The sequence below is a fragment of the Campylobacter lari subsp. lari genome (assembly GCF_013372185.1).
In the GTDB taxonomy this organism is placed as follows: Bacteria; Campylobacterota; Campylobacteria; order Campylobacterales; family Campylobacteraceae; genus Campylobacter_D; species Campylobacter_D lari.
In genome coordinates this window covers 1,201,967-1,222,693 of sequence record NZ_CP053830.1, presented here as the reverse complement: position 1 = coordinate 1,222,693, position 20,727 = coordinate 1,201,967, and the positions used below count along the sequence as shown (strand labels likewise).

Genomic DNA, 20,727 nt, shown 5'->3' with positions numbered 1-20,727 from the left:
CGCCTTTATACAAAATGTTTTTCTTTTAAAATCACATATAATTTTAAAGTAGAAATAAAGAAAGTTAAAATAGCAGGTCCAAGGATAATACCCCAAAAACCAAAACTTGAAATTCCTGCTATCATCGCAAAGAAAATTAAAAGTTCGTTAATTTGTGTTGGAATTTGAACAAGTTTTTCATTGATCCATTTAATGATATAGGGTTTTACTAAAGTATCTGCGATAAAAGATATCATTACCACGCTATAAATGAAAATTACTAAAGCACCGCTTAGATTGTTATTGGCAAATTCATATAAAGAAACAGGCACATAAATTAATGCCCCGCCTACAACAGGGATTAAAGAACTAAAGCAAAATAATATCCCCATTAAAATCGCATCATAACCATAAAATTTAGTAATGATAGCAAAAAGCACCCCTTGTAAAATAGCATTTAACACCATAGAATAAAACACAACAGACATTACATTACTCACTTCGCTTAAAATGCCTTGAGTTTCTTCTTTTTTCATAGGTACTATGGTTTTGATATAGCCAATAAGTTGGGCTCCATAAAGATTAGCAAAGAAATAAAACACACAAATTAACACCATATCAGTTAGAAATTTAGTCCCAAATTTAGTCGCGCTTGAAAGATAGGTTAAAACATCTTTAGAGATAGAATTTAAATCAATACTTGCTAATGCTTCTTTGATTTTGGGCTCTATAAAGCTTAAAGATTCAGGTAGGTGCAAAGAATAATTTTTAAAATATTCTATGGTATTGTGAATATAACTTATATTAAAACCGCTAGCTGCTTTTGCAAGTTCTATAATAGCATATACAAAAGGTATAAAAAATAAAGCTAGCATAAAAGCAGTGGTAGCTGCTGCTGCTATGACTTTTTTACCCTTGAAAATACTTAAAAATTTCACATTCACATTAGAAGTAGAAACAGCCATTAAACTGGCTATGGCTATATTCATCAAAAAAGGCTTGAATAAAAAAAGTACCCAAAATAAAATAAATAAAATAAAACTAATTAAGAAAAAATTACTACTTTTCATCAAATAAACCCTTGTTGTATTTTAATTTTAAAACATCAAAGCTTTTTAAGCTTGCAATACGACCTTTGGCTGTTCTTTCTATATAACCATTTGCTAGTAAATATGGTTCTATAACATCTTCTATGGTATTTTCATCCTCGCTTAATGCTGCTGCTATACTAGAAAGTCCTATAGGCTTTCTTTTAGCTTCTGTTAAAAGCTCTAAATACCTTAAATCCATCGCATCAAAGCCAAGCTCATTTACCCCTAAAGAATCAAGTGCTTCTTTAGCTCTTTTTTCACTAATGATTTCCTCATCATTAACATCAGCAAAGTCTCTTACACGCTTAAGCAATCTTAAAGCAATCCTTGGAGTAGAGCGACTGCGTTTGGCTATCTCCAAAGCTGCGTTTTTTTCGCATGTTTTATTAAGCTTTAGAGCAGCTTTTTCTAAAATGATGGCTAATTCTTCATTTTTATAAAATTCTAAGCGAAATTGCATACCAAAACGATCGCGTAAAGGATTACTAAGCATTCCAGCTCTTGTTGTAGCGCCTATTAGAGTAAATTTTGGTAAGTCAATTTTTATAGTTTGTGCAGCAGGGCCACTACCTATGATGATATCAAGTCTAAAATCTTCCATAGCAGGGTAGAGCACTTCTTCTATAGCAGGGCTTAAGCGATGAATTTCATCGATAAATAAAATATCTCCCTCGCTAAGGTTGGTTAAAATCGCAGCTAAATCTCCGCTTTTTTCTATCATGGGTGCAGCGGTAGTTTTGATATTTGCATTCATTTCATAAGAAATGATATTTGCTAAAGTAGTTTTTCCAAGCCCTGCAGGGCCACTAAAAAGGATATGATCTAAGCATTCATTTCTTTTCTTAGCAGCTTTTATAAAAATTTCTAAATTTTTTTTGATATTTTCTTGTCCTATATAGCCATCAAAATTTGAAGGTCTAAGGCTAGTTTCATAGGTTTCATCTGGGGAAAATTTTTCAATCTCTACGATTCTATCCATCATTTTTCCAAAATTAAATTCATAAAATTTTAATTTTATCTAAAATTTGCTAAAATAAACATTTAAACTTATATTATAGAAGTTTTCATGGGAATTTTAGAGCAATTAGAGTTAGATTATGAGCTTGAAGAAATCGAGCGTTTTTTGTATTTTTTTAGAAGTCTTTGTGATGTTTTAGAACCTTTGATCGTAAAACTTAGCAGTGATAGTCAAAAATACAAAGAAGCCTTAAAAGATCTAGAGCAAAATATTCATAATGTCGTATGGGCTGCTAAAAGATTAAATTTAGATGAAATAGTCAATTTTTGCACCTTTTGTGAAGAAGTTGCAAACGAGGCATTGAAATTTAATGGCCCAGCGAGTGATGAATTTGTTGATTGGATGTTTTTGGTTGCTGAGCAGCTTGATAGATATTGTGCTGATTATGAAAAAAACGCAGCTTTTTTAAGCGTATTTAATCCTCAAATTGCTAATGTACCGGATAGAATTTCTAAATAACGGGGACGACTTGGCTTCGACAGGAGTAGAGTGGCCTTGGTGGCATGTCGCTTTGAGCAAAGCGTAAAAAGCTCAAATTAAAATTAAACGCAAACAACGTTAAATTCGCTCCTGCTTACGCTAAAGCTGCGTAAGTTCAGTTGAGCCTGAATTTTAAGTGATACTATCTAGCTTAGAATTTGGTCATTTTTGATAGTGTAGATTGAAATTTGACAAATTTTAATTGAAATTAAAGTCTTAGTCTAGCTTGAAATTTTGGAAGGTGAGTTTGGCTAGATGAATTTTTCACCTTTGCTAAGCATGTAGATGCCGTGGTTGTTTTATTTTTGGACAGGGGTTCAATTCCCCTCGTCTCCACCAATATCATTTTATATCAACAACAAGATAAATTACAAAAAAGTTTAAAAATATTTATGCTTATAAATTCTTAATATATTTTGTTATCATTAATATAAATTATAGAGTTATTAGGAGTTTGGATTTTCTTTGCAAGGCTATCCTTGCAAAGAATTTATACAAATAAAGAATTTACACTTTCATTATGATAAACTCTGCGTATCACCTCGCCAAAAATAGGTGCTACACTTAGGACTTTGATTTTGTCCATTTGTTGTTTTAAAGGTATGGTATCAGTTACTACTAACTCATCAAGTGAGTCTTTAGCTATCCTCTCATAAGCTACACCACTAAGTACAGCATGAGTACAACAAGCTATAACTGACTTTGCGCCTTTGTTTTTAAATACTTCAGCAGCTTTGACTATAGTCCCTGCTGTATCGATGATATCATCTACTAAAATCACTTCTTTATCTTTTACATCACCGATGACATTCATCACTTCGCTTTCATTAGCTTTTTCGCGTCTTTTATCTACTATAACTATATCAAGCCCCAAAGCTTTTGCTACGCTTCTAGCTCTTGCTATACCGCCTATATCAGGACTTGCAATGATAGGATTTTTATAGTTTTTATTTTTGATATAATCATTAAAGATAATACTTCCATAAAGATTATCCACAGGTATATCAAAAAATCCTTGAATTTGTCCAGCATGTAAGTCTATAGTGGCTACTCTATCTACTCCTGCTGATTCTATGAGATTTGCTACTAATTTTGCAGTAATTGGCACCCTAGGGCTTGCCTTTCTATCTTGTCTAGCATAGCCAAAATAAGGGATGATAGCTGTGATAGAGCTTGCACTTGAGCGACGCAGTGCATCAGTCATGATTAAAAGTTCCATTAGATTATCATTTGTTGGTGCGCAAGTACTTTGTATAATAAACACATCTTTACCACGCACGCTTTCATCTATTTGAATGCTAATTTCACCATCGCTAAAACGCTTTACTCCAGCATTACTTAGAGGTAATGAAAGGTATTTTGAGATTTTTTTAGCAAATTCCTCATTTGCTGAACCAGAAAATATTTTATATCCACGCATATATAAGCCTTAGAAAATTTTTTGTGATGATATAAAATTTTTTTTGAAAATACAATAAAACATATTAAAAGCCATGTAATCTTTTTAAATCCGCATCAATAGGAAATTTATTTCCATCTTTATCTACGCTTACATAAGTTACTACAGCTGAAGTTACATGCATACAATACACACGGCCATATTCATTAGCTCTTTGAGTAACTACTTCTACTGCTACGGTGATAGAAGTATTGCCTGCTTTGATTATTTTTGCATAGCAAGATACCAAATCACCCACGAAAATTGGTTCTTTAAAAATGATTTTATCTACCGCAACCGTGACAACTCTTTGTGGGGAAAGTTCTCTTGCTGCAATGGCTCCAGCTAGATCAATTTGTGACATGATCCAACCACCAAAGATATTACCAGCGGGGTTTGTATTGCTTGGCATAGCTATAACTCTTAGCTTAGGTTCTCCCATATCTTTCATACATTCTCCTTGTGTTTTAAAAAAAACATTATAATTAAGTTTTAAAAATAAAGAAAGGTAAAAAATGAATGATTTTAAGCAAATAGCAAAAATTGTGAAAAATAGGAAACAAAATATCAATAGTCTTTATAATATACTTCAAACCAATCAAAACCATCCTTTGATAGATAGAGCTTTAGAATTAGCTGAACTTGACAATGAAAAAAGCAATGTTTTAGCTCTTTTGCGACGCTTGGTAGATTTAAAAGAAGAAAATTTAGTCCAAGAGCTTGAAAAAAAGGGTTTAAACGAAGAAGAAATCACAAAAATTAAATACAAAGTTCATTCTTTAGTAAGAGCCTTTTATGAAGTAGAACATCAAGATTTAATTGATGAAATTAAAAGTAAAAATTTATTAGATGAGTTTTACTTAAATTTGGTTCAAGGTGTGCATAATATAGGTGTTGTTATGAATGCTTTTGATCTTGTTTGGAGTAAGCAAATTTTAGATACTAATAATAAAATTTTAAAAGAACAATTTCCAAATCTAAGCGATGCTTTGGAATTTTTAAAACAAAATGAGCTTTACCAACTTAACCAAGATGGACAAATTTGTGAAAGAAGCTATGGGGCTTTAGTGAAAATAGGGACTATTTGGAAATTTTTACCTTATGCAAGAGCCTTTGAAAATGAAGTTTTAAAACTTGAATATGAGTTTGATAAATTATTAGAAAAATTAAGAAATTGCACATGCGATGATGAAAAAAATGCTTATATAAATTACATAGAAAAATTAAAATTTGCATTTTGTGAGAAAAATAACGATGAGGTGATTAAAAAATGGCAAGAGGCTGAACTTGCATGGATGGAAGTAAAATCACCTTTACAAATAGGACATCCACTAGAATATTATGAGGATTCTTATACGCATGCAGTAGCGCTTGAGTGGGATATACGCTTAGAAGATGTGAGTGATTTTGATGCTGATATTTTTAAGCAAAATATCAAAGAAAGTTTTTCTATGATTTATGAAAATTTAGAAGAAAAAGATGAAAAACTTTTCGAAGAGGTAAATTTTAATTTAGATAAAACCCAACTTTATATTTGCATGCCTATGATTTTTTATGGAGCAGAGCTTAAGGGACTTTTTTCAGCTCAAGTCGTTCCAAATGATGAATATGTAAGTAATATCGCTGGTAAAAAGATTTTTGCATTTTTAAATTATGTTTATGAAAATGCTAAAACTAAACCTTTCATGAAGCTTTCATCTATGGTGTTTGAAAAAGAATTTTTAGATTATGGTAGGGAAATTTTATTTTACAATGAAAAATTATGGAAAAGAATATATGAAGTTTCTACTATAGGACATGAATTTGGGCATATTTTCTTTGTGGCAAATGATAGTGAGAAAAAAATGAATGAAAGCGGGGTGTTTAAAAATATAGAAGAGTTTAAAGCCACTGCAGGCGGGCTTGTAAATTTTTTCTTGCATGAAGAAGATGATTTAAAACTTCCTGTGTTTTATGAGCTTATTAAAAGGGCTATAGGATTGATTGCTTGGCAAAGAGTAGAGGAGGTTAAGCCTTATTATACAGAAGGTTTGATTCATTTATCATTGTTGTTTAAATCAGGGGTGTTATCTTTTGCAAATGGGAAATTAAACATTAAATTTGATGAGGAAGCTTATGAAGCCTTTAAAGCTGTGTTTATGCAAAATTACTATAAGTTAGCAAGACATTATATGTTAAAAGAAGATGCAAAAATTTATTTAGATGAATTTTGCATTTTAGAAGATGGGGTGTTTTTACCTAGTGATGATGATTGTAAAGAATTTGTGAAGTATTATTATGAACTTTATCAATTATATGGCAATGATATTGATGAGAGTGGAGAATTTGAAAAATACAGCAATCAAATTTAAAAATTATTTTTCATAATTGCTTTTTTCAAGCCTTTTTTCCATGTCTTTTTGGACTTTTTTAAGGGCTTGTTGAAAGCCATTTAATACTGAAAATGGAGCAAATTGAGCTGCTCTTTTTTCTCTTGGCATTGGTGGAAAATTTTTTGATTTTTGATATTTTAAATTTATAATATCTTCATATTTTTCATGCATTATGTCCTCCTATTAAAGAAGAAATTCCTTTTGTTTCATTGTCTAAACTTGAAGCTTTTAAAATAGCATTTTTGCCAAATTTATGCATAATTTGAAGTCTTGCTTTTTGCAATTTTTCTTCTTTTGCAAGTTGATGTTGTTCTTGTAAAATTTCATTTAAATCACTAAATAAATTTAATTCTTGAAAATTTTCTTGTGCATTTGCGGTGATGTTATTTAAACTTAAGCTTATTTTTCTAATACTTAAATTTTTATCAATGATTTTATAAAAAAGCTCTAAACTTTTTTTATTTATGAGTTTTAAAGAATTAGTGTAATTTTCTAAATTTATACTTGCATGTGCATTTTTTGGTATATTTCTTCCATAATCATCTTTGATGATAAAGCCTTTGTAAGAATTTAAATTTTCTAAATTACTTTTATCATATTGTATATCTAGTGTGATGTGATTTGTTTTAAGATTGTGCTTGATTAATTCAAGTGTTAAATGATCGATTAATTCTTTTAAAACTTTTACTGCTTGATTATGATCATACGCAAAGGGTAAAACTTTAGCCATGATTTTAGAGTGATTTTGTGATTTGTAATTTTTAATGTCTTTCATCGTGCAAGTTTCAATGCCCCATGCATGATCTATTAAAAGTTCAGCGTTAATTCCAAAATGTTTATAAAGCAAAGCTTCATTGTTTAAAGAAAATCTTGCAAGATCTCCCATAGTATAAATGTTTAAATTCTCAAGCTTTAAGGCAATACCTTTACCAATACGCCAAAAATCTTTTAATGGCTTGTGTGCCCACATTTTATATTTATATAATTTCTCATCTAAAAATGCTATTAATAAGCCATTTTCATCTATTTTTTGTCTTTTAGCTAGTATATCCATGGCAATTTTTGCTAGATATAAATTTGTTCCTATGCCAGCTGTTGCGATGATTTTGCATGTATGTAAGATATCAAGCAAAACTTTAGTTAGTAATTCATAAGCTGAAAGCTTGTATTTATCAAGATATGAGCTAAGATCTATAAAAACTTCATCAATAGAATACACATGTATATCTTTTGGATCAAAATGTTTTAAATAAATGCTATATATTTTGGCGCTAAATTCTATATAAGTAGCCATTGATGGTTTGGCGATGATATAATCAATTTCTAAATTTATATCTTTATTAAGCTCATTAATGTTAAAACTTTTAGCTTTAAAAATGTGCTTTTTGTTTTGTTTTAATCTTTCTTTATTTAGCAAGTGTATTTTTTGTTTAAATTCAAAAAGTCTTAATCTACTAGGTATATTATAAGTTTTTAATGCAGGAGAAATTGCTAATATTATAGTTTTATCTGTTCTTTCTTTATCTGCTACAATAAGATTTGTTGTTAAAGGATCTAAATTTCTTAAAATACACTCAACTGAAGCATAAAATGATTTTAAATCTATAGAAGCATAAAGATAATTTTGCATAAAATAACCAAAAGTGGCGGACAGAGAGGGATTTGAACCCTCGAGACCCGTTAAGATCTGCACCCTTAGCAGGGGTGTGGTTTCAGCCACTCACCCATCTGTCCTTAAAAGTTGAAAGTATATCTTAAACTTTATAAGATATACCTTAAATTTATACACTGAAATAAGCTATGATTAAAGTTATAGCAAAACCAGCACCTAAAACTGCGATTTGTTTACCTCTGTCTTTGCGTATAGCTATTAAAGTGATTAAAAGTCCTGAAATATAAAGGATTATCATGGCAAGTGCAAAAGCTAATCCAAGTACAGAAAAATACCACATACCTTTGTCTTTATGAAGCAAAATCATATTTCCAAGCAAACTTCTTTCTCTTGTGATGATTTTATAATTATTTTCATCTATTTTGACAATACTTGCGGTATAGTTTATAGTGCCAAGCTCTATACCATCACCTTTTTTGTTAAGTTTTGGTTCTAAAGATGAAGGAAGTTTTAAGTTATTTTTCTTTAAAAAATCAATTAAAAATTCAGCTTCAGCGCCTTCTTGGATAATAGCTTGGATTTTTTGAGTTTGAACTTTGGCTCCACTCTCCCCGTCAAAACCAGCTATATAAGCAAAACCAGTAATAGCATATAAAAATGCTAGCGGCAAGAAAAACAAGCTAATGTAAATGTGAATTTGTCTGAATAATTTGCTTTTATTCATTTTTACTCCTTTTTGAAAATAATGAGAAGTGTATTATTAAAGGGTGAAGTGAAAATAAAATTTTTAATCTTTTTTAAATTTACGAGCTAGAGTAAAAAAGCTTCGTATGATTCCATAAAGCACATATAAACTTGCAACGATTAATGCACTTTCTAAAAAATACAAATAAAGCATGGAAAATAAGATTACCAAAAGGATTAACACCTTTAAAACATTTGCCCGTTTTAAATCGATTTTTTTAAAACTTGGATATCTTATATTGCTTACCATTAAAAAAGCTAAAAGCATTTGAATACATACTACCATCAAAGAAAAATCACGCAAAAAATCATAATACAAATAAGCACTTACCCATAAAGCACTTACAACTGCAGCTGTTGGTATAGGAAGTCCTATAAAAACTGAAGGTTCATAAGTACCTGTGGTGACATTAAATCTTGCTAAGCGTATGGCGCCAAAAACTACAAATAAACCAGCTATCAATGAACCAAAACGTCCATATTCATAACCTATACTCATATAAAAAAGCATAGCAGGTGCAACACCAAAGGCTATTAAATCTGCTAGCGAGTCAAATTCAACTCCAAATTTAGAAGTAGAATTAGTAGCTCTTGCAACGCGTCCATCTAAGCCATCACAAATTAATGATAAAATGATATAAATTAATGCTTTATCAAAATTTTGATTAATAGAAGCAATCACTGAAATAATGCCTAAAAATATAGAAGCAGCTGTAAAAAGATTAGGTAAAATATAAATTAGTTTAAAATTCATGGATTTAAATATCCTATTAATGCGCCAATGCGCACTTTGTCATTTTCATTTACACAAATTCTTGTATCTTTTGGAAGCAATAAACTCACACTACCATCAAACATAAAACCTATATTTTGTCCATGGTTTAAATGATGACCAAAATCATCAATATGAGCTTTTCTGTTTAAAGCACCAAAAATGATGCGCAATGCCCATTGTTTACCTTTAGAACGTGCTAAAAATAGCATTCTTTCACCCATTAAATTTGTATTTTTCATAAATGGACATAAAAAAAGTCCGTGTCTTGGTCTAGTTTCTTCTATATCCATATCAAGCGGGGCTATGATATTGCCTTGATGAACGATATTATTTATAATTTGTACTTCTATGCATTCACCAAGTTCTTTATATGAGCTTGTTTTAATGCATTTTATTTTTCCTTCTATGGGGGCTATGATAGTACTTGGATCTGCTATATAATCGATCTTACTAGTTCTAAAAAGGCAAGCAAAAAGTATAAAAATACACCATAAAAACCAAGAAAATCCCCATATAAATTGAGCTATTGCAAAAACTAAAGCTAGAACTATGAGTAAATTCCAGCCAGCCTTTGCAATAAAATTTGTTTTCATTAGTTATCCTTAGTAACTTCTTGCTCTTTTTCTTCTAAACGTGTTGGAAGATTGTTTTCTTCTTCATAGTTTTTAATAATCTCTCTTACTTTAGTACCATCAATAGTTTCTTCTTCATAAAGTGCTTGTACCATTACTTCTATAGCACCGCTGTAAGTTTTTAAAATTTCTTTTACACCTGCGTAGCGTTCATCTAAGGTTTTCTTCACATACTCATCTAAATCTTGAGCCATTTTATCAGAATAATCTTTGATAGTTTGTCCACCACTTAAAAAAGTATTTCTTTGTTTTTCTAGCACCATAAGTCCAGCTATATCACTCATACCATACATAGAAATCATTGCTTTTATAATATCTGTTGCACGTTCAAGGTCATTACTTGCGCCAGTTGAAATTTCTTTTATGAAAATTTCTTCAGCCGCACGCCCACCCAAAAGTACATCAACTTCAGCTAAAAGTTCATGTTTTTGCATTAAAAATTTATTTTCTTCAGGTGTATTTAACGTATATCCTAAAGCAGCCAAACCCCTTGGTATAACAGAAACTTTACTTACTTTTTTAGCACCTTTTGTAGTTTCAGCGATTAAAGCATGGCCGCACTCATGATAAGTTACGATTTTTTTCTCTTTATCATTTATCCTGCGTGATTTTTTCTCAAGTCCTGCTATAGCTCTTTCTACTGCTTCAACTAAGTCTTTTTGTTCTACATGTTTTTTAGAATCCCTACCTGCAAGTAAAGCTGCTTCATTTATAATATTTGCCAAATCAGCACCCGCAAGTCCTGCTGTCAATCTTGCTATATCTTCAACTTTTACTTCAGGTGAAATTTTAACATCTTTCATATGAACTTTTAAAATATCACATCTTCCTTTAAAATCAGGCTTATCAACTAAAACTTGTCTATCAAAACGACCTGGTCTAAGCAAGGCTGCATCTAAAACTTCAGGACGATTTGTAGCTGCTAAAACTATAACAGGAGAGCTTTCAGTCCCAAAGCCATCCATTTCTGCTAAAAGTTGATTTAAAGTTTGTTCTCTTTCATCGTTTCCACCCATCATACCACTTGCAGCACGAGATTTACCAATGGCATCAATTTCATCTATAAAAACTATAGCTGGAGCTTCTTTTTTGGCATTTTCAAATAAATCTCTAACCCTGCTAGCTCCAACACCCACAAACATTTCTATAAAAGATGATCCTGAAACACTAAAAAAAGGCACATCAGCTTCACCTGCTACTGCTTTTGCAAGCAAAGTTTTACCCGTACCTGGAGGGCCTACAAGTAAAAGTCCTTTTGGAATTTTAGCACCCAAGCTTATATATCTTTCAGGATATTTTAGAAAATCAACAATCTCTTTAACTTCTTCTTTAGCCTCTTCAACACCTGCAACATCATTGAATTTAACTTTTGGTTTTTCTGAATTTACAAGCTTTTTAGAACTTCCTATGCCAAGTATGGATCCACCCATATTTTTTTGCATACGAGAGGCTAAAAACATCCATATACCAAAGAAAATAAATACCGGTAAAACCCAAGAAAGCAAGATGTCTATAAACCAATTGCTCTCATTAAAAGCTCCATAAGAAACGCCTTTTGAATCAAGCAAAGGTACAAAAGTAGCATCATTTGGAACTTTTTTAGTAATATATACCATATTTCCTGCTTTAGATACAGCTTTTATGGTGGTTTGGCCTATATTAACTTGGGCAATTTGATTGTTTTCAATTAAAGTTTTTAATTCAGAATAAGTAACTTTTTTGGTGTTTTCTCCGCCCATAATACCCATACTACCATCATCTGAAAATCCTTTAAATAAAAGAATCATCACAATGGCAAAAATAGCGAAAATAAAAATAGGATTTTTGTTGAAAAAGCTATTATTGTTTGGATTATCTTTTGGTTCGTTTGGTTTTTTATTCATTATTTTGTTTCCTTTTTGTAAGCTAAACTCAACCACTCTCCTTTGTGTTTGCATTCTAACAAAGTTAAATCTTTGAATTTATCTTTAATTCTTTCTTTGTATTTGTTTAAAATACCAGATAAGATTAAAATTCCACCTTCTTTGGTTTTTTCTTTAAGATCTTTTTCTAGTATGATTAAAATATCAGCAATGATATTTGCCACAACTATATCATATTTATGTAAGCTTTTATTAATAGAACCTACCCAAATATCATCAAAGTTAACTTGATTTAATTTTGCATTTTCCTTGCTTGCAACTATGGCTAGCTCATCTGTATCGCAAGCTTGCACTTTAGCTCCAAGCTTTGCCATGATGATACTTAAAATCCCACTTCCGCAGCCTACATCTAAACAAAATTTGGAATCATCTGTGTATTTTTGTAAAAATTCTATACAAGTATAAGTGCTTTCATGATGTCCTGAGCCAAAAGCTAGGGCAGGATCTATAATGATATTGATTTTATCTTGTATGGCTTCTTGCCAAGTGGTATGAATGTGGATATTGTCAATAGTTAAAGCTTGTATACCTTTTTTATACTCTTCTATCCAGTTTTTATTTTCTTTTTTTTCTAAAGTAGAATGAAAATAAATATTAGTGTTAAATTTTTCACATAATTTTTGATGAAAATTTTGTAAGGCTATTTGAATGAGTTCTATATCTTCTTCTGATCGTATATAAATGCCATCGTTTTTTTCTTCTATGGCGTCTATATCTAGAGAAAAAATAAGATCAAGGAATAAATCTAAATATTCCTTGTCTGTTTGAAAAAAAAGTTCGTAATAATGTGTTTGCATAAAAACTTATAATTAGCCTTCGTTTGTTCCTAAAACATCTTCAAGTTTTTCTTTTAATACTTGAGGTGTAAAAGGTTTTACGATATAGTTATTTACACCTGCTTTTAAAGCTGTAATAACTTCTGCCTTACCACCTTCTGTAGTTACCATGATAATAGGCATATCGGCGTATTTTTCTTCTGCCCTTACTTTTTTTACTAATTCCAAGCCATTCATTTCAGGCATATTCCAGTCGGTAATTAAAATTTTTATGTCATCATTTTGTGAAAGCAAATCCCAAGCTTCAACTCCATGTTCAGCTTCTAAAACATCTTTATGACCTAATCTTACAAGAGTGTTTTTGATTATTCTTCTCATGGTAGAACTATCATCAACTACTAATAATTTCACTTTTTTTCCTTTGTCTTGATGTAATTACATAAAAGTGTAATTGTATCGTTTTTATTTTTATTAATCAATTAAAAGTTTATATTATACCATTTAAAAATAAAATTAGAATTTAATCACTCTCCATTTTTATTATGATTAAACTCAGGCACAATTTCCTTTAAAACTTTTGCAGGATCGGTGCTTTGGAGTAATTTTTCTATTTCTTGATTTAAAATTTTTAAATCTTTAATTTCACTAGTGGTAACAAATATACTTTCATATTGAGTTTTTAAATCATCTTCGTGAATTAAAAGTTCTTCGTATAATTTTTCACCTTTTCTAAGTCCTGTGATTTTAATTTCTAATTTTTTATTAGAAAGTAAAAGCATTTTTTTAGCTAAATCCATGATTTTAACAGGTTCGCCCATATCAAGTACAAATAATTCTCCACCTTTTGCAATAGCCGCAGCTTGCAATACAAGTTGAACAGCCTCATCTACAAGCATAAAATAACGCACTATATCAGGGTGGGTTAGTGTCAAAGGCTCATTAGCAGCAATTTGAGCTTTAAATTTAGGTATAACACTTCCACTTGAGCCTAAAACATTACCAAAGCGTACACAAGCTACTTCAAAATTTTCACAACTTGAACTTAGTGCATAAAGCTCGCAAATTCTTTTTGTACAACCCATGATATTAGTTGGTCTTACAGCTTTATCAGTGCTTATCATAACAAATTTAGCAACCTTGTAAGTTTTTGCAAGATCGATTAAATTTTTAGTACCTATGATATTGTTTAAAATAGCTGAATGTGGATTTTGCTCGCATAAAGGCACATGTTTATAAGCTGCTGCGTGTAAGATTAAATCAATTTTTTTAGAACTTAATAATTTTTCTAGTGCTTCTTTATCTAAAATACTCATCATAATAGCTTCGATTTTTTCTTTGTGTTGATTTAAATCTTCGCTAATTTTATAAAGATTATATTCGCTATGATCAAGCATAATTAAATGTTTTGCACCAAATTTAATGCATTGTTTGCAAAGCTCACTTCCTATGGTTCCACCAGCCCCACTTACTAAAACAACTTTATCTTTGATAAAATCAATCACACAAGCATTATCTAAATCTTTTGGTTTCCTAGCAAGTAAATCTTCAATGCTGATATCTCTTGCCTCATTTTGTGTGAAAGAAAAAAGCTTAATATCGTTAATTCCATAAGAAATAAGCTCATCAAAAAGTTTTTTAAGTTCTTCTTGCTCAAGTTTTAAAGCGATAATAGCTGTATGAATTCCCTCTTGAGTGTATTTTTTAATAGCTTCTTTTTCTTCAACGATAAATTTATCACAATAAGTACCTATTAAATTTTTACGCTCATCTACTACGGCCACAGGAAAAAGCCCTAAACTCCCTTCTTTAGCACCTTTTAATAAATGCAAAGCCTTTGAAGTAGCGCCAACTACTATACAAGGATGTTCTTCATTGTATTTTGGCTTTCTAAAATCAACCACCATTCTTTTGCTTATACGCAAACTTCCAATGAGCATGCAAGATAAAACAAAGTCTATTCCTATAACACTTCTTGGAAAAGGATTAAAAAAATCATCATAAAAATAATAAATTGCTAAAAATACAAGTTCAGCTAAAGCTAAAGCAATGACTAGTTTACGCGCTTCATTAAGTGAGAAAAATCTCCAAGCAACTTGATAAATTCTAAAAATAGCTAAAAAAATTATTTTTAATGCTATTAATACCACAGCACTTTTAAACATCCCCTCATAAAATTCACTCGGGATGTCCGCACTAAAGCGTAAAGAAAAAGACAAATAAATACTTATAACAAAAAGTAATATATCAGCGCCTAGGAAAAAACCTAAGCGTTTGCTTTTATAATCCATCTTAGTCCTTTAAGGTGTTTAAGATTAAAGTAGAAACTTCCTCTACATCAGCTTTACTCATAGTAGTTGCGCTTGGAAGACAAATTCCATTGCTAAAGAAAAACTCACTATTGCCATTTAAATATGCATCACATCCTTTGTAAAGTTCTTGTAAATGCATAGGTTTCCAAAGAGGACGACTTTCGATTTTATTATCTTTTAATGTTTGGATTATTTTTAAAATTTTATCTTGAATTTGAACATTTTTATTTTCACAAATACAATGTTTTTCATAAGTGTTTAATTTATTTGGCGTAAAATCAAGCAAAGCAGTGCTTAACCAGCGATTTGACTTGGTATTTTCAAGCTCATCTAAAAAGGTAAAACTTTTACTTAAAAACTCTTTATACCAATCATAAATTTGACGCTTTTTTTCTACTCTTTGATCTAAAACCTCCATTTGAGCAGTGCCGATTGCACCTAAGATATTGCTCATTCTATAATTATAGCCATATTCTTTATGCTCATAATGAAGGCAATTTTCTCTAGCTTGAGTGCTATAAAATCTTGCTTTTTCAAGATTAGCATGATTTTCGCTCACAAGCATTCCACCACCACCTGTAGTGATGATTTTATTGCCATTAAATGAATACACTCCAAAATCTCCAAAAGTGCCTAAAGCTTTGTTTTTATAAAAACTTCCCAACGCTTCTGCTGCATCTTCAATTAAATAAATTTCATTTTCTTTGCAAATTTGGACAATCTCATCCATTTTAGAAGCATTGCCATAAAGATGAGTAAGGATTAAAGCTTTAGGCTTTTTAGGGCTTTCTTTGATAGCTTTTTTTAATAAATTTACATCTAAATTATAAGTTTCATCACAATCAATAAAAACAGGCGTAGCATTCATATAAGAAATTGGTGCAACTGAAGCTATAAAAGTAAAACTTGAAGCTAATACCACATCACCTTCTTTAATACCTAAAACTCTTAAAGCTAGATGAATGGCTGCAGTAGCTGCATTTAGCGCAAGTGCATTAGAGCTTTTTGTGTAATCTTTTATACTTTGTTCTAAAGCATTTACAAACTCACCCAAAGGTGCTATGTAATTACTTTCAAAAGCTTTGTGTATGTATTCTAATTCTTTTCCGCTCATATGCGGTGCTGATAAAAAAAATCTCATTAAACCTCCTTGATTTTTTTTGCAGGAACTCCAGCATATATGCCTTTTGAGGATATATTTTTTGTTATAACCCCGCCAGCACCTAAAACTACATCATCACATAAATTTATACAAGGAATTATGCTTGAATTAACCCCTAAAAAACAGCGTTTGCCTATTTTAACATTGCCTGTTAATTTAGCTCCAACACTAACATGGCTAAACTCATCTACAAAACACTCATGCTCAATTACACAAGCAGTATTTAAAATCACGCCTTTTTTAATGCTAGCTTTAGCATTAATTACTACATTTGGCATGATTAAAATTCCCTCATCTTCTAAAGATGCACTTGGACTAATAATAGCACTTTTATGTATCAAATTTACTAATTTAAATCCATCATTTTTGATTTTTTTAAAAAGTTTTTCTCTAATAGAATTTGCACCAATAGCGATAAAAACATCATATTTTTCTAAATCAGGATGATATTTTAAACCTTTATTATCATCTAAAAAAATGATTTTTTCATATCCTAAATTTCTAGCTACATCAGCACAAACTAAACCATGCCCACCTGTGCCGTATATATAAATACTTTTAGTTGTGTCCATTGAATTTATCCGTTGTTGCAACACCTTCTTTATTAACCCCGCTTCTTTTTAAAACTTTAATAATCGTCATAAAAAAGATTTTAAGATCAAATGAAAATGAGCAATTTTGCACATATTCTACATCATATTTAAATTTTTGCTCCCAAGAAATAGCATTGCGTCCATTAATTTGTGCCCATCCTGTAATGCCCGGTCTTACTTCGTGGCGTTTTTTTTGCTCTTGGCTATATAAGGGTAAATACTCTACAAGCAAAGGCCTTGGGCCTATAAAACTCATATCGCCTTTTAATACATTAAAAAGTTGCGGCAATTCATCTAAACTTAAACTTCTAATTAATTTACCAAAAGGCTTTAAGCGTAATTCATCAGGAAGCAATTCCCCATTTTCATCTTTTTCATCGCTCATAGTTTTAAATTTATAAATATAAAAAATTTTTTCATTTAATCCTGGCCTTGCTTGTTTAAAAAGCACACTTCCTTGAACAATTTTTAAAACAATGCCAATAAACACTATAAATGGTAAAAAAATAATCAATAAAATCAAAGCCAAAAAAAAGTCAAAAACACGCTTTAAACCGTTTTTATACATTCACAAAACCCCTATAAAAGTCAAGATATTTCAAAGCTATGATATCCTCATCATAATTTTGCGCCCTAAGAAAAGCATTTTGTGCTAAAGTGTTTTTAAATTTTTCATCTTCTAATAAAATAGCAATTTTTTCGGCTAAATCCTTACTATCTTTGCTTTTACAAATTAAACCATCTATGGCATTATCCACTGCTTCAATGCAACCCTCAGCATCACTTACCACACAAGCTTTTTTACAAGCTTGTGCTTCTAAAATCGTTCTTGGATAGCCTTCTTTATAGCTTGGCAAGACAAAAATATCGCATAAATTTAACAATCTTGCTATATCTTTTCTAGCGCCCAAATAAAAAACATCACCTGAATTTAAATACTCAAGTGAAGCACATGATTTATTATCATCAGCTCCACCAACTAAAACAAAATTGGCCTTATCTTTTAAGATTAAAGCAGCTTCGTAAAATTCTTTAATACCTTTATGCCATAAGGCTCTTGATACCATTAAAATTATGGGTTTGTTAGGCATATTAAACTCATTTAAAAAAGCTTGTCTTACCTCTGTGCTAATTTTTAAAGGTAAAAATTGTTTTAAATTTACTCCAACTGATTTAATGATTTTGATTTTTTCTTCTTTTAAGCCTAAATTTTTCATAAATAAAGCATTGCTTTCGTTGACAAAAATAAAGCCATTAGCAAGTTTAAAAGAGATTTTATAAAGTAAATTTATACTCATTCTTACTAATTTACTTTTAAAATCATCATCTATATAAAAACTTCCCAAACCCTCAACCAAACCAAAAGTATATTTAATGCCCGCCATTTTAGCTGCTATGATGCCTGTTGTATTACTCTTATGTGCGCTAGCTTGTAAAAGGTCTAAATTTAAACTTTTGAGCGTATTTTTTAAACTAAGAAGATTTTTAAAAACGACTAAAGGGCTAACGCTTGATCTGGCTAAATCATAAAAGCAAACCTTATATCCTAACTCTTGTAGTTTAATGGCAAAATCATCTTTTGGAGTGATGATAATAACTTCATGATTATTTTTTTCTAAAGCCCTAATGAGTGCAAGACGAAAATAATACACACTCATTGCACTATGGGTTAAAATTCCTATTTTCATCTTTTTAGCCTATAAATTTTTGCTCTTGTATCATTAGTAATTTGTTCAAATAAATCTTGATCGTATTGATTTAACAAAAACATTTGTATATAAGAACTATTATAAAGACTTTCATCTAAAATCACAAAGCTTTTATATTCTCTTAAAAAGAGCAAATAAATTTGAGCTTTTGAATCAATTTCATTGTAATAAAATTTGCCATTAGTAATGGATTCTATATCCACAAAAGCTTTTAAAGGTATGCTTGCACCTTCTACTTTTAAGGCTCTAAAATCATTAATAATTTCTACTCCATTATCAAGCATAACAGAACCTGTGGTTTTATCTTGAGCTATGGCATTAGCTTGGGAGAAAAATAAACTTTTTTCTTGCTCTCCATTATCAGGATTTGTATTTGCAAATTGTGCCACCACAGGCATGATACGCAACATTCTATAAGGCATATAAATGTATACATCTCTAGTTTTATTGGTATCAAATTTAAAATCTTTATCATTTAAACTTTCTAAAAAATCTTTAGCACTTGTTTTATTATAATCTTTAACCATAGCTTTTAAAACATCAGGATAGTTTTCTTTGAAAGATTTTTCAGTGTATTCTACGCTAAGTCTTGCCATATTGGCTGCTGGAATTTGTTCTTTGCTTAAGACAAAAGATGAGAAAAAATTATCTTTTCCTAGGTGTTTTCCACCATCGATTAAGGTTTTTACATCGCTATAATAGCGTATTGGATAACCATAATCCCACCAAGCAACGACATAATCTTCTCTTTGAGTTTTATTTTTTAAATCATTTAAAATACTAGCTTCATAAGAAGTAAAAACGGTTGATGATTTATAATAATAAATATGCATTAGGGCAGGACTTATACTAAAAAATGTAATGAGTATGAGTAAGATATTTTTATTTCTTAGACTAAGTTTGATTTGTTTTTTTTCTAAAAAATTAAAAAAAGTATATACAAAATATCCAAAACCCAAAGCCATCACAGGAACTGCATAAATAGTAAATCTAAGTCCAGCTCTTAAAGCCATAAACCCTAGCGCAAGCATAGGTAGAGCTAAAAGCATGCTTTTGTGATCTTTACAAAGTAAGATAAAACCCATAAAAGAAAGGATAAATACTAAAACACTAGAGCTAATTCTTTGCATAAATACTTCAGGATCGATAGTATTTACTTCCATAATGGTTTCATTGACATTAAAATATATAAAGGCAGCATCTTTTAAATTTTGTACATCAGAAGCTTTGAAAACATAAAATTTAAGTTGATATAAAACAGGATCTAAGCCACCACTTAAATGTAAAATCGAAATGCTAATAAAAATCAAAGCCCAAATCATATAAAAATTAATTTTTTCTTCTTTAAAAGCAAAAATAGCAAATAATAATACAATCAAAGCAAGTTTATATTGCCATGCTAGCATACTTAAAGCTATGATCATTAAAGCAATAGCTAGATAAAAAATCTTTTCTTTTCTATGAAATATTAAAGTATAAAGACCAAAAAGTCCTATCATAGCAAAATTTAAAGAATAACTTGATGGATACCACCACAAATAAATCATGATAAAAACCGGACTTAAAAGTAGGGTGAAAATGTCTTTATTAATAGTTAAGCGTATAAAAGTAAGTAAAATAAGCATTGGTAAAACTAACACTAGCATATCTGTATCATAATACCCACTCATAGTACGGTTATAATAACTATTTGCAATGCTTCCAAGTAAGGCTGCTATAAAGCCATAGGTAGTGAATTTATATTCTCTAGCGATTAATATAATAGGCACAACAATCAAAGAAGCAAAAAAAGTACTCATATAAACTATAATACTTTCAAAGCTAAAAGGTAAAATACTATAAAGCCAATAAGTCAAAGTAGAAAGTGAGCTTCCAAAATAAGATAAGTCATTAGGCTGATGAAAACCTGCTATCATATCCCTTGCACCTTCTGCAAAAGCATAGCCATCATTAGTAGTAATCATAAGTTGATCATTAAAGAAAAACTCATAAAACTCACTTGCCCAAGCTACCCAGTATAACCTACATAAAATACTAAAAGCAAAGGCTATAAGGATTAAAATACAGGTATATTTTATAGAATTATTATCCGTGAAATTTTGTTGTAGTTTCATT

The 20,727-nt window shown here is 30.4% G+C and carries 20 protein-coding genes, 1 tRNA gene and 1 other RNA gene; 3 read left to right on the top strand and 19 right to left on the bottom strand.

Translation table 11 applies throughout. The features are described 5' to 3' along the window. Window positions 1-5 precede the first annotated feature (5 nt). Window positions 6-1,049, bottom strand: coding sequence for an AI-2E family transporter (locus CLLT_RS06410; protein ID WP_074692845.1), 1,044 nt, complete (start codon window positions 1,047-1,049; stop codon window positions 6-8). Beyond that, window positions 1,039-2,049: a Holliday junction branch migration DNA helicase RuvB gene (ruvB, locus tag CLLT_RS06405; RefSeq protein WP_012661975.1), complete on the bottom strand. Its 1,011-nt coding sequence runs from the start codon at window positions 2,047-2,049 to the stop codon at window positions 1,039-1,041. The genes CLLT_RS06410 and ruvB overlap by 11 nt, the downstream gene beginning before the upstream one ends. A gap of 87 nt (window positions 2,050-2,136) precedes the next feature. Between ruvB and CLLT_RS06400 the strand changes: the two genes are divergently transcribed. Both CLLT_RS06400 and ssrA read left to right on the top strand, forming a co-directional pair. After that, window positions 2,137-2,547, top strand: coding sequence for a histidine phosphotransferase (locus CLLT_RS06400; protein WP_074692843.1), 411 nt, complete (start codon window positions 2,137-2,139; stop codon window positions 2,545-2,547). Between the two features lies 1 nt (window position 2,548). Continuing rightward, window positions 2,549-2,907: a transfer-messenger RNA gene (gene ssrA / locus CLLT_RS06395) on the top strand. Window positions 2,908-3,058: 151 nt separating this feature from the next. Here ssrA and CLLT_RS06390 read toward each other — a convergent pair. Together CLLT_RS06390 and CLLT_RS06385 are read right to left on the bottom strand one after the other, a co-directional pair. Then, window positions 3,059-3,988 (bottom strand): ribose-phosphate pyrophosphokinase, encoded by a 930-nt coding sequence (locus CLLT_RS06390; RefSeq protein ID WP_074692841.1) that lies wholly within the window; start codon window positions 3,986-3,988, stop codon window positions 3,059-3,061. Between the two features lie 64 nt (window positions 3,989-4,052). Further along, on the bottom strand, window positions 4,053-4,457 hold the full coding sequence (locus tag CLLT_RS06385) for an acyl-CoA thioesterase (RefSeq protein WP_012661971.1): 405 nt from the start codon (window positions 4,455-4,457) through the stop codon (window positions 4,053-4,055). Between the two features lie 64 nt (window positions 4,458-4,521). Between CLLT_RS06385 and ciaB the strand changes: the two genes are divergently transcribed. After that, window positions 4,522-6,357 carry an invasion protein CiaB gene (ciaB, locus tag CLLT_RS06380; protein WP_074692840.1) on the top strand — a complete coding sequence of 612 codons (1,836 nt, stop codon included), beginning with the start codon at window positions 4,522-4,524 and terminating at the stop codon, window positions 6,355-6,357. 3 nt (window positions 6,358-6,360) lie between these two features. On the opposite strand, the gene CLLT_RS06375 is transcribed toward ciaB, so the two are convergent. The 15 genes from CLLT_RS06375 to pglB all read right to left on the bottom strand — a co-directional run bounded on the left by CLLT_RS06375 (window position 6,361) and on the right by pglB (window position 20,726). Beyond that, on the bottom strand, window positions 6,361-6,549 hold the full coding sequence (locus tag CLLT_RS06375; RefSeq protein WP_012661969.1) for a hypothetical protein: 189 nt from the start codon (window positions 6,547-6,549) through the stop codon (window positions 6,361-6,363). Further along, window positions 6,542-8,008, bottom strand: a complete 1,467-nt coding sequence (locus CLLT_RS06370; protein WP_074692838.1) for a Y-family DNA polymerase — start codon at window positions 8,006-8,008, stop codon at window positions 6,542-6,544. The genes CLLT_RS06375 and CLLT_RS06370 overlap by 8 nt, the downstream gene beginning before the upstream one ends. Window positions 8,009-8,022: 14 nt before the next feature. Continuing rightward, a tRNA-Ser gene (locus tag CLLT_RS06365) sits at window positions 8,023-8,112 on the bottom strand. A 47-nt stretch (window positions 8,113-8,159) separates the two neighbouring features. Next, on the bottom strand, window positions 8,160-8,714 hold the full coding sequence (locus tag CLLT_RS06360) for a hypothetical protein (RefSeq protein ID WP_074692837.1): 555 nt from the start codon (window positions 8,712-8,714) through the stop codon (window positions 8,160-8,162). 63 nt (window positions 8,715-8,777) lie between these two features. Continuing rightward, window positions 8,778-9,488 carry a CDP-diacylglycerol--serine O-phosphatidyltransferase gene (pssA, locus tag CLLT_RS06355; protein WP_074692835.1) on the bottom strand — a complete coding sequence of 237 codons (711 nt, stop codon included), beginning with the start codon at window positions 9,486-9,488 and terminating at the stop codon, window positions 8,778-8,780. Beyond that, window positions 9,485-10,102, bottom strand: coding sequence for a phosphatidylserine decarboxylase (locus CLLT_RS06350; RefSeq protein ID WP_074692834.1), 618 nt, complete (start codon window positions 10,100-10,102; stop codon window positions 9,485-9,487). Before CLLT_RS06350 ends, pssA begins: the two co-directional genes overlap by 4 nt. Next, window positions 10,102-12,024 carry an ATP-dependent zinc metalloprotease FtsH gene (gene ftsH, locus CLLT_RS06345; RefSeq protein WP_074692832.1) on the bottom strand — a complete coding sequence of 641 codons (1,923 nt, stop codon included), beginning with the start codon at window positions 12,022-12,024 and terminating at the stop codon, window positions 10,102-10,104. The genes CLLT_RS06350 and ftsH overlap by 1 nt, the downstream gene beginning before the upstream one ends. Continuing rightward, window positions 12,024-12,860 carry a 50S ribosomal protein L11 methyltransferase gene (locus CLLT_RS06340; protein ID WP_074692830.1) on the bottom strand — a complete coding sequence of 279 codons (837 nt, stop codon included), beginning with the start codon at window positions 12,858-12,860 and terminating at the stop codon, window positions 12,024-12,026. The genes ftsH and CLLT_RS06340 overlap by 1 nt, the downstream gene beginning before the upstream one ends. Before the next feature lie 12 nt (window positions 12,861-12,872). Next, window positions 12,873-13,250: a chemotaxis response regulator CheY gene (locus CLLT_RS06335; protein WP_039619063.1), complete on the bottom strand. Its 378-nt coding sequence runs from the start codon at window positions 13,248-13,250 to the stop codon at window positions 12,873-12,875. A 113-nt stretch (window positions 13,251-13,363) separates the two neighbouring features. Next, the gene (gene pglF, locus CLLT_RS06330) at window positions 13,364-15,127 is read right to left on the bottom strand and encodes a UDP-N-acetylglucosamine 4,6-dehydratase (configuration-retaining) (RefSeq protein ID WP_074692827.1); all 1,764 of its coding nucleotides are present in this window, start codon (window positions 15,125-15,127) and stop codon (window positions 13,364-13,366) included. A 1-nt stretch (window position 15,128) separates the two neighbouring features. Further along, on the bottom strand, window positions 15,129-16,289 hold the full coding sequence (pglE, locus tag CLLT_RS06325) for a UDP-N-acetylbacillosamine transaminase (RefSeq protein WP_074692826.1): 1,161 nt from the start codon (window positions 16,287-16,289) through the stop codon (window positions 15,129-15,131). Then, complete coding sequence (pglD, locus tag CLLT_RS06320; RefSeq protein WP_041570298.1) at window positions 16,289-16,882, bottom strand: UDP-N-acetylbacillosamine N-acetyltransferase; 594 nt, start codon at window positions 16,880-16,882, stop codon at window positions 16,289-16,291. The genes pglE and pglD overlap by 1 nt, the downstream gene beginning before the upstream one ends. After that, window positions 16,869-17,471 (bottom strand): undecaprenyl phosphate N,N'-diacetylbacillosamine 1-phosphate transferase, encoded by a 603-nt coding sequence (pglC, locus tag CLLT_RS06315; RefSeq protein WP_012661958.1) that lies wholly within the window; start codon window positions 17,469-17,471, stop codon window positions 16,869-16,871. The genes pglD and pglC overlap by 14 nt, the downstream gene beginning before the upstream one ends. Next, window positions 17,464-18,591 (bottom strand): N,N'-diacetylbacillosaminyl-diphospho-undecaprenol alpha-1,3-N-acetylgalactosaminyltransferase, encoded by a 1,128-nt coding sequence (gene pglA, locus CLLT_RS06310; RefSeq protein WP_012661957.1) that lies wholly within the window; start codon window positions 18,589-18,591, stop codon window positions 17,464-17,466. Before pglA ends, pglC begins: the two co-directional genes overlap by 8 nt. After that, window positions 18,588-20,726, bottom strand: a complete 2,139-nt coding sequence (pglB, locus tag CLLT_RS06305; protein ID WP_074692824.1) for an undecaprenyl-diphosphooligosaccharide--protein glycotransferase — start codon at window positions 20,724-20,726, stop codon at window positions 18,588-18,590. Before pglB ends, pglA begins: the two co-directional genes overlap by 4 nt. Window position 20,727: the final 1 nt, after the last annotated feature.

Excerpts from the sequence above, each read along its gene's own strand:
- CLLT_RS06400 (WP_074692843.1), top strand. The coding sequence starts at position 2,137 with ATGGGAATTTTAGAGCAATTAGAGTTAGATTATGAGCTTGAAGAAATC.
- pglA (WP_012661957.1), bottom strand. The coding sequence starts at position 18,591 with ATGAAAATAGGAATTTTAACCCATAGTGCAATGAGTGTGTATTATTTT.
- ftsH (WP_074692832.1), bottom strand. The coding sequence starts at position 12,024 with ATGAATAAAAAACCAAACGAACCAAAAGATAATCCAAACAATAATAGC.
- CLLT_RS06350 (WP_074692834.1), bottom strand. The coding sequence starts at position 10,102 with ATGAAAACAAATTTTATTGCAAAGGCTGGCTGGAATTTACTCATAGTT.
- CLLT_RS06375 (WP_012661969.1), bottom strand. The coding sequence starts at position 6,549 with ATGCATGAAAAATATGAAGATATTATAAATTTAAAATATCAAAAATCA.
- pglD (WP_041570298.1), bottom strand. The coding sequence starts at position 16,882 with ATGGACACAACTAAAAGTATTTATATATACGGCACAGGTGGGCATGGT.
- pglE (WP_074692826.1), bottom strand. The coding sequence starts at position 16,289 with ATGAGATTTTTTTTATCAGCACCGCATATGAGCGGAAAAGAATTAGAA.
- pglB (WP_074692824.1), bottom strand. The coding sequence starts at position 20,726 with ATGAAACTACAACAAAATTTCACGGATAATAATTCTATAAAATATACC.
- ruvB (WP_012661975.1), bottom strand. The coding sequence starts at position 2,049 with ATGGATAGAATCGTAGAGATTGAAAAATTTTCCCCAGATGAAACCTAT.
- CLLT_RS06360 (WP_074692837.1), bottom strand. The coding sequence starts at position 8,714 with ATGAATAAAAGCAAATTATTCAGACAAATTCACATTTACATTAGCTTG.
- CLLT_RS06410 (WP_074692845.1), bottom strand. The coding sequence starts at position 1,049 with ATGAAAAGTAGTAATTTTTTCTTAATTAGTTTTATTTTATTTATTTTA.
- pssA (WP_074692835.1), bottom strand. The coding sequence starts at position 9,488 with ATGAATTTTAAACTAATTTATATTTTACCTAATCTTTTTACAGCTGCT.
- pglC (WP_012661958.1), bottom strand. The coding sequence starts at position 17,471 with ATGTATAAAAACGGTTTAAAGCGTGTTTTTGACTTTTTTTTGGCTTTG.
- CLLT_RS06385 (WP_012661971.1), bottom strand. The coding sequence starts at position 4,457 with ATGAAAGATATGGGAGAACCTAAGCTAAGAGTTATAGCTATGCCAAGC.
- CLLT_RS06390 (WP_074692841.1), bottom strand. The coding sequence starts at position 3,988 with ATGCGTGGATATAAAATATTTTCTGGTTCAGCAAATGAGGAATTTGCT.
- CLLT_RS06370 (WP_074692838.1), bottom strand. The coding sequence starts at position 8,008 with ATGCAAAATTATCTTTATGCTTCTATAGATTTAAAATCATTTTATGCT.
- ciaB (WP_074692840.1), top strand. The coding sequence starts at position 4,522 with ATGAATGATTTTAAGCAAATAGCAAAAATTGTGAAAAATAGGAAACAA.
- pglF (WP_074692827.1), bottom strand. The coding sequence starts at position 15,127 with ATGGATTATAAAAGCAAACGCTTAGGTTTTTTCCTAGGCGCTGATATA.
- CLLT_RS06340 (WP_074692830.1), bottom strand. The coding sequence starts at position 12,860 with ATGCAAACACATTATTACGAACTTTTTTTTCAAACAGACAAGGAATAT.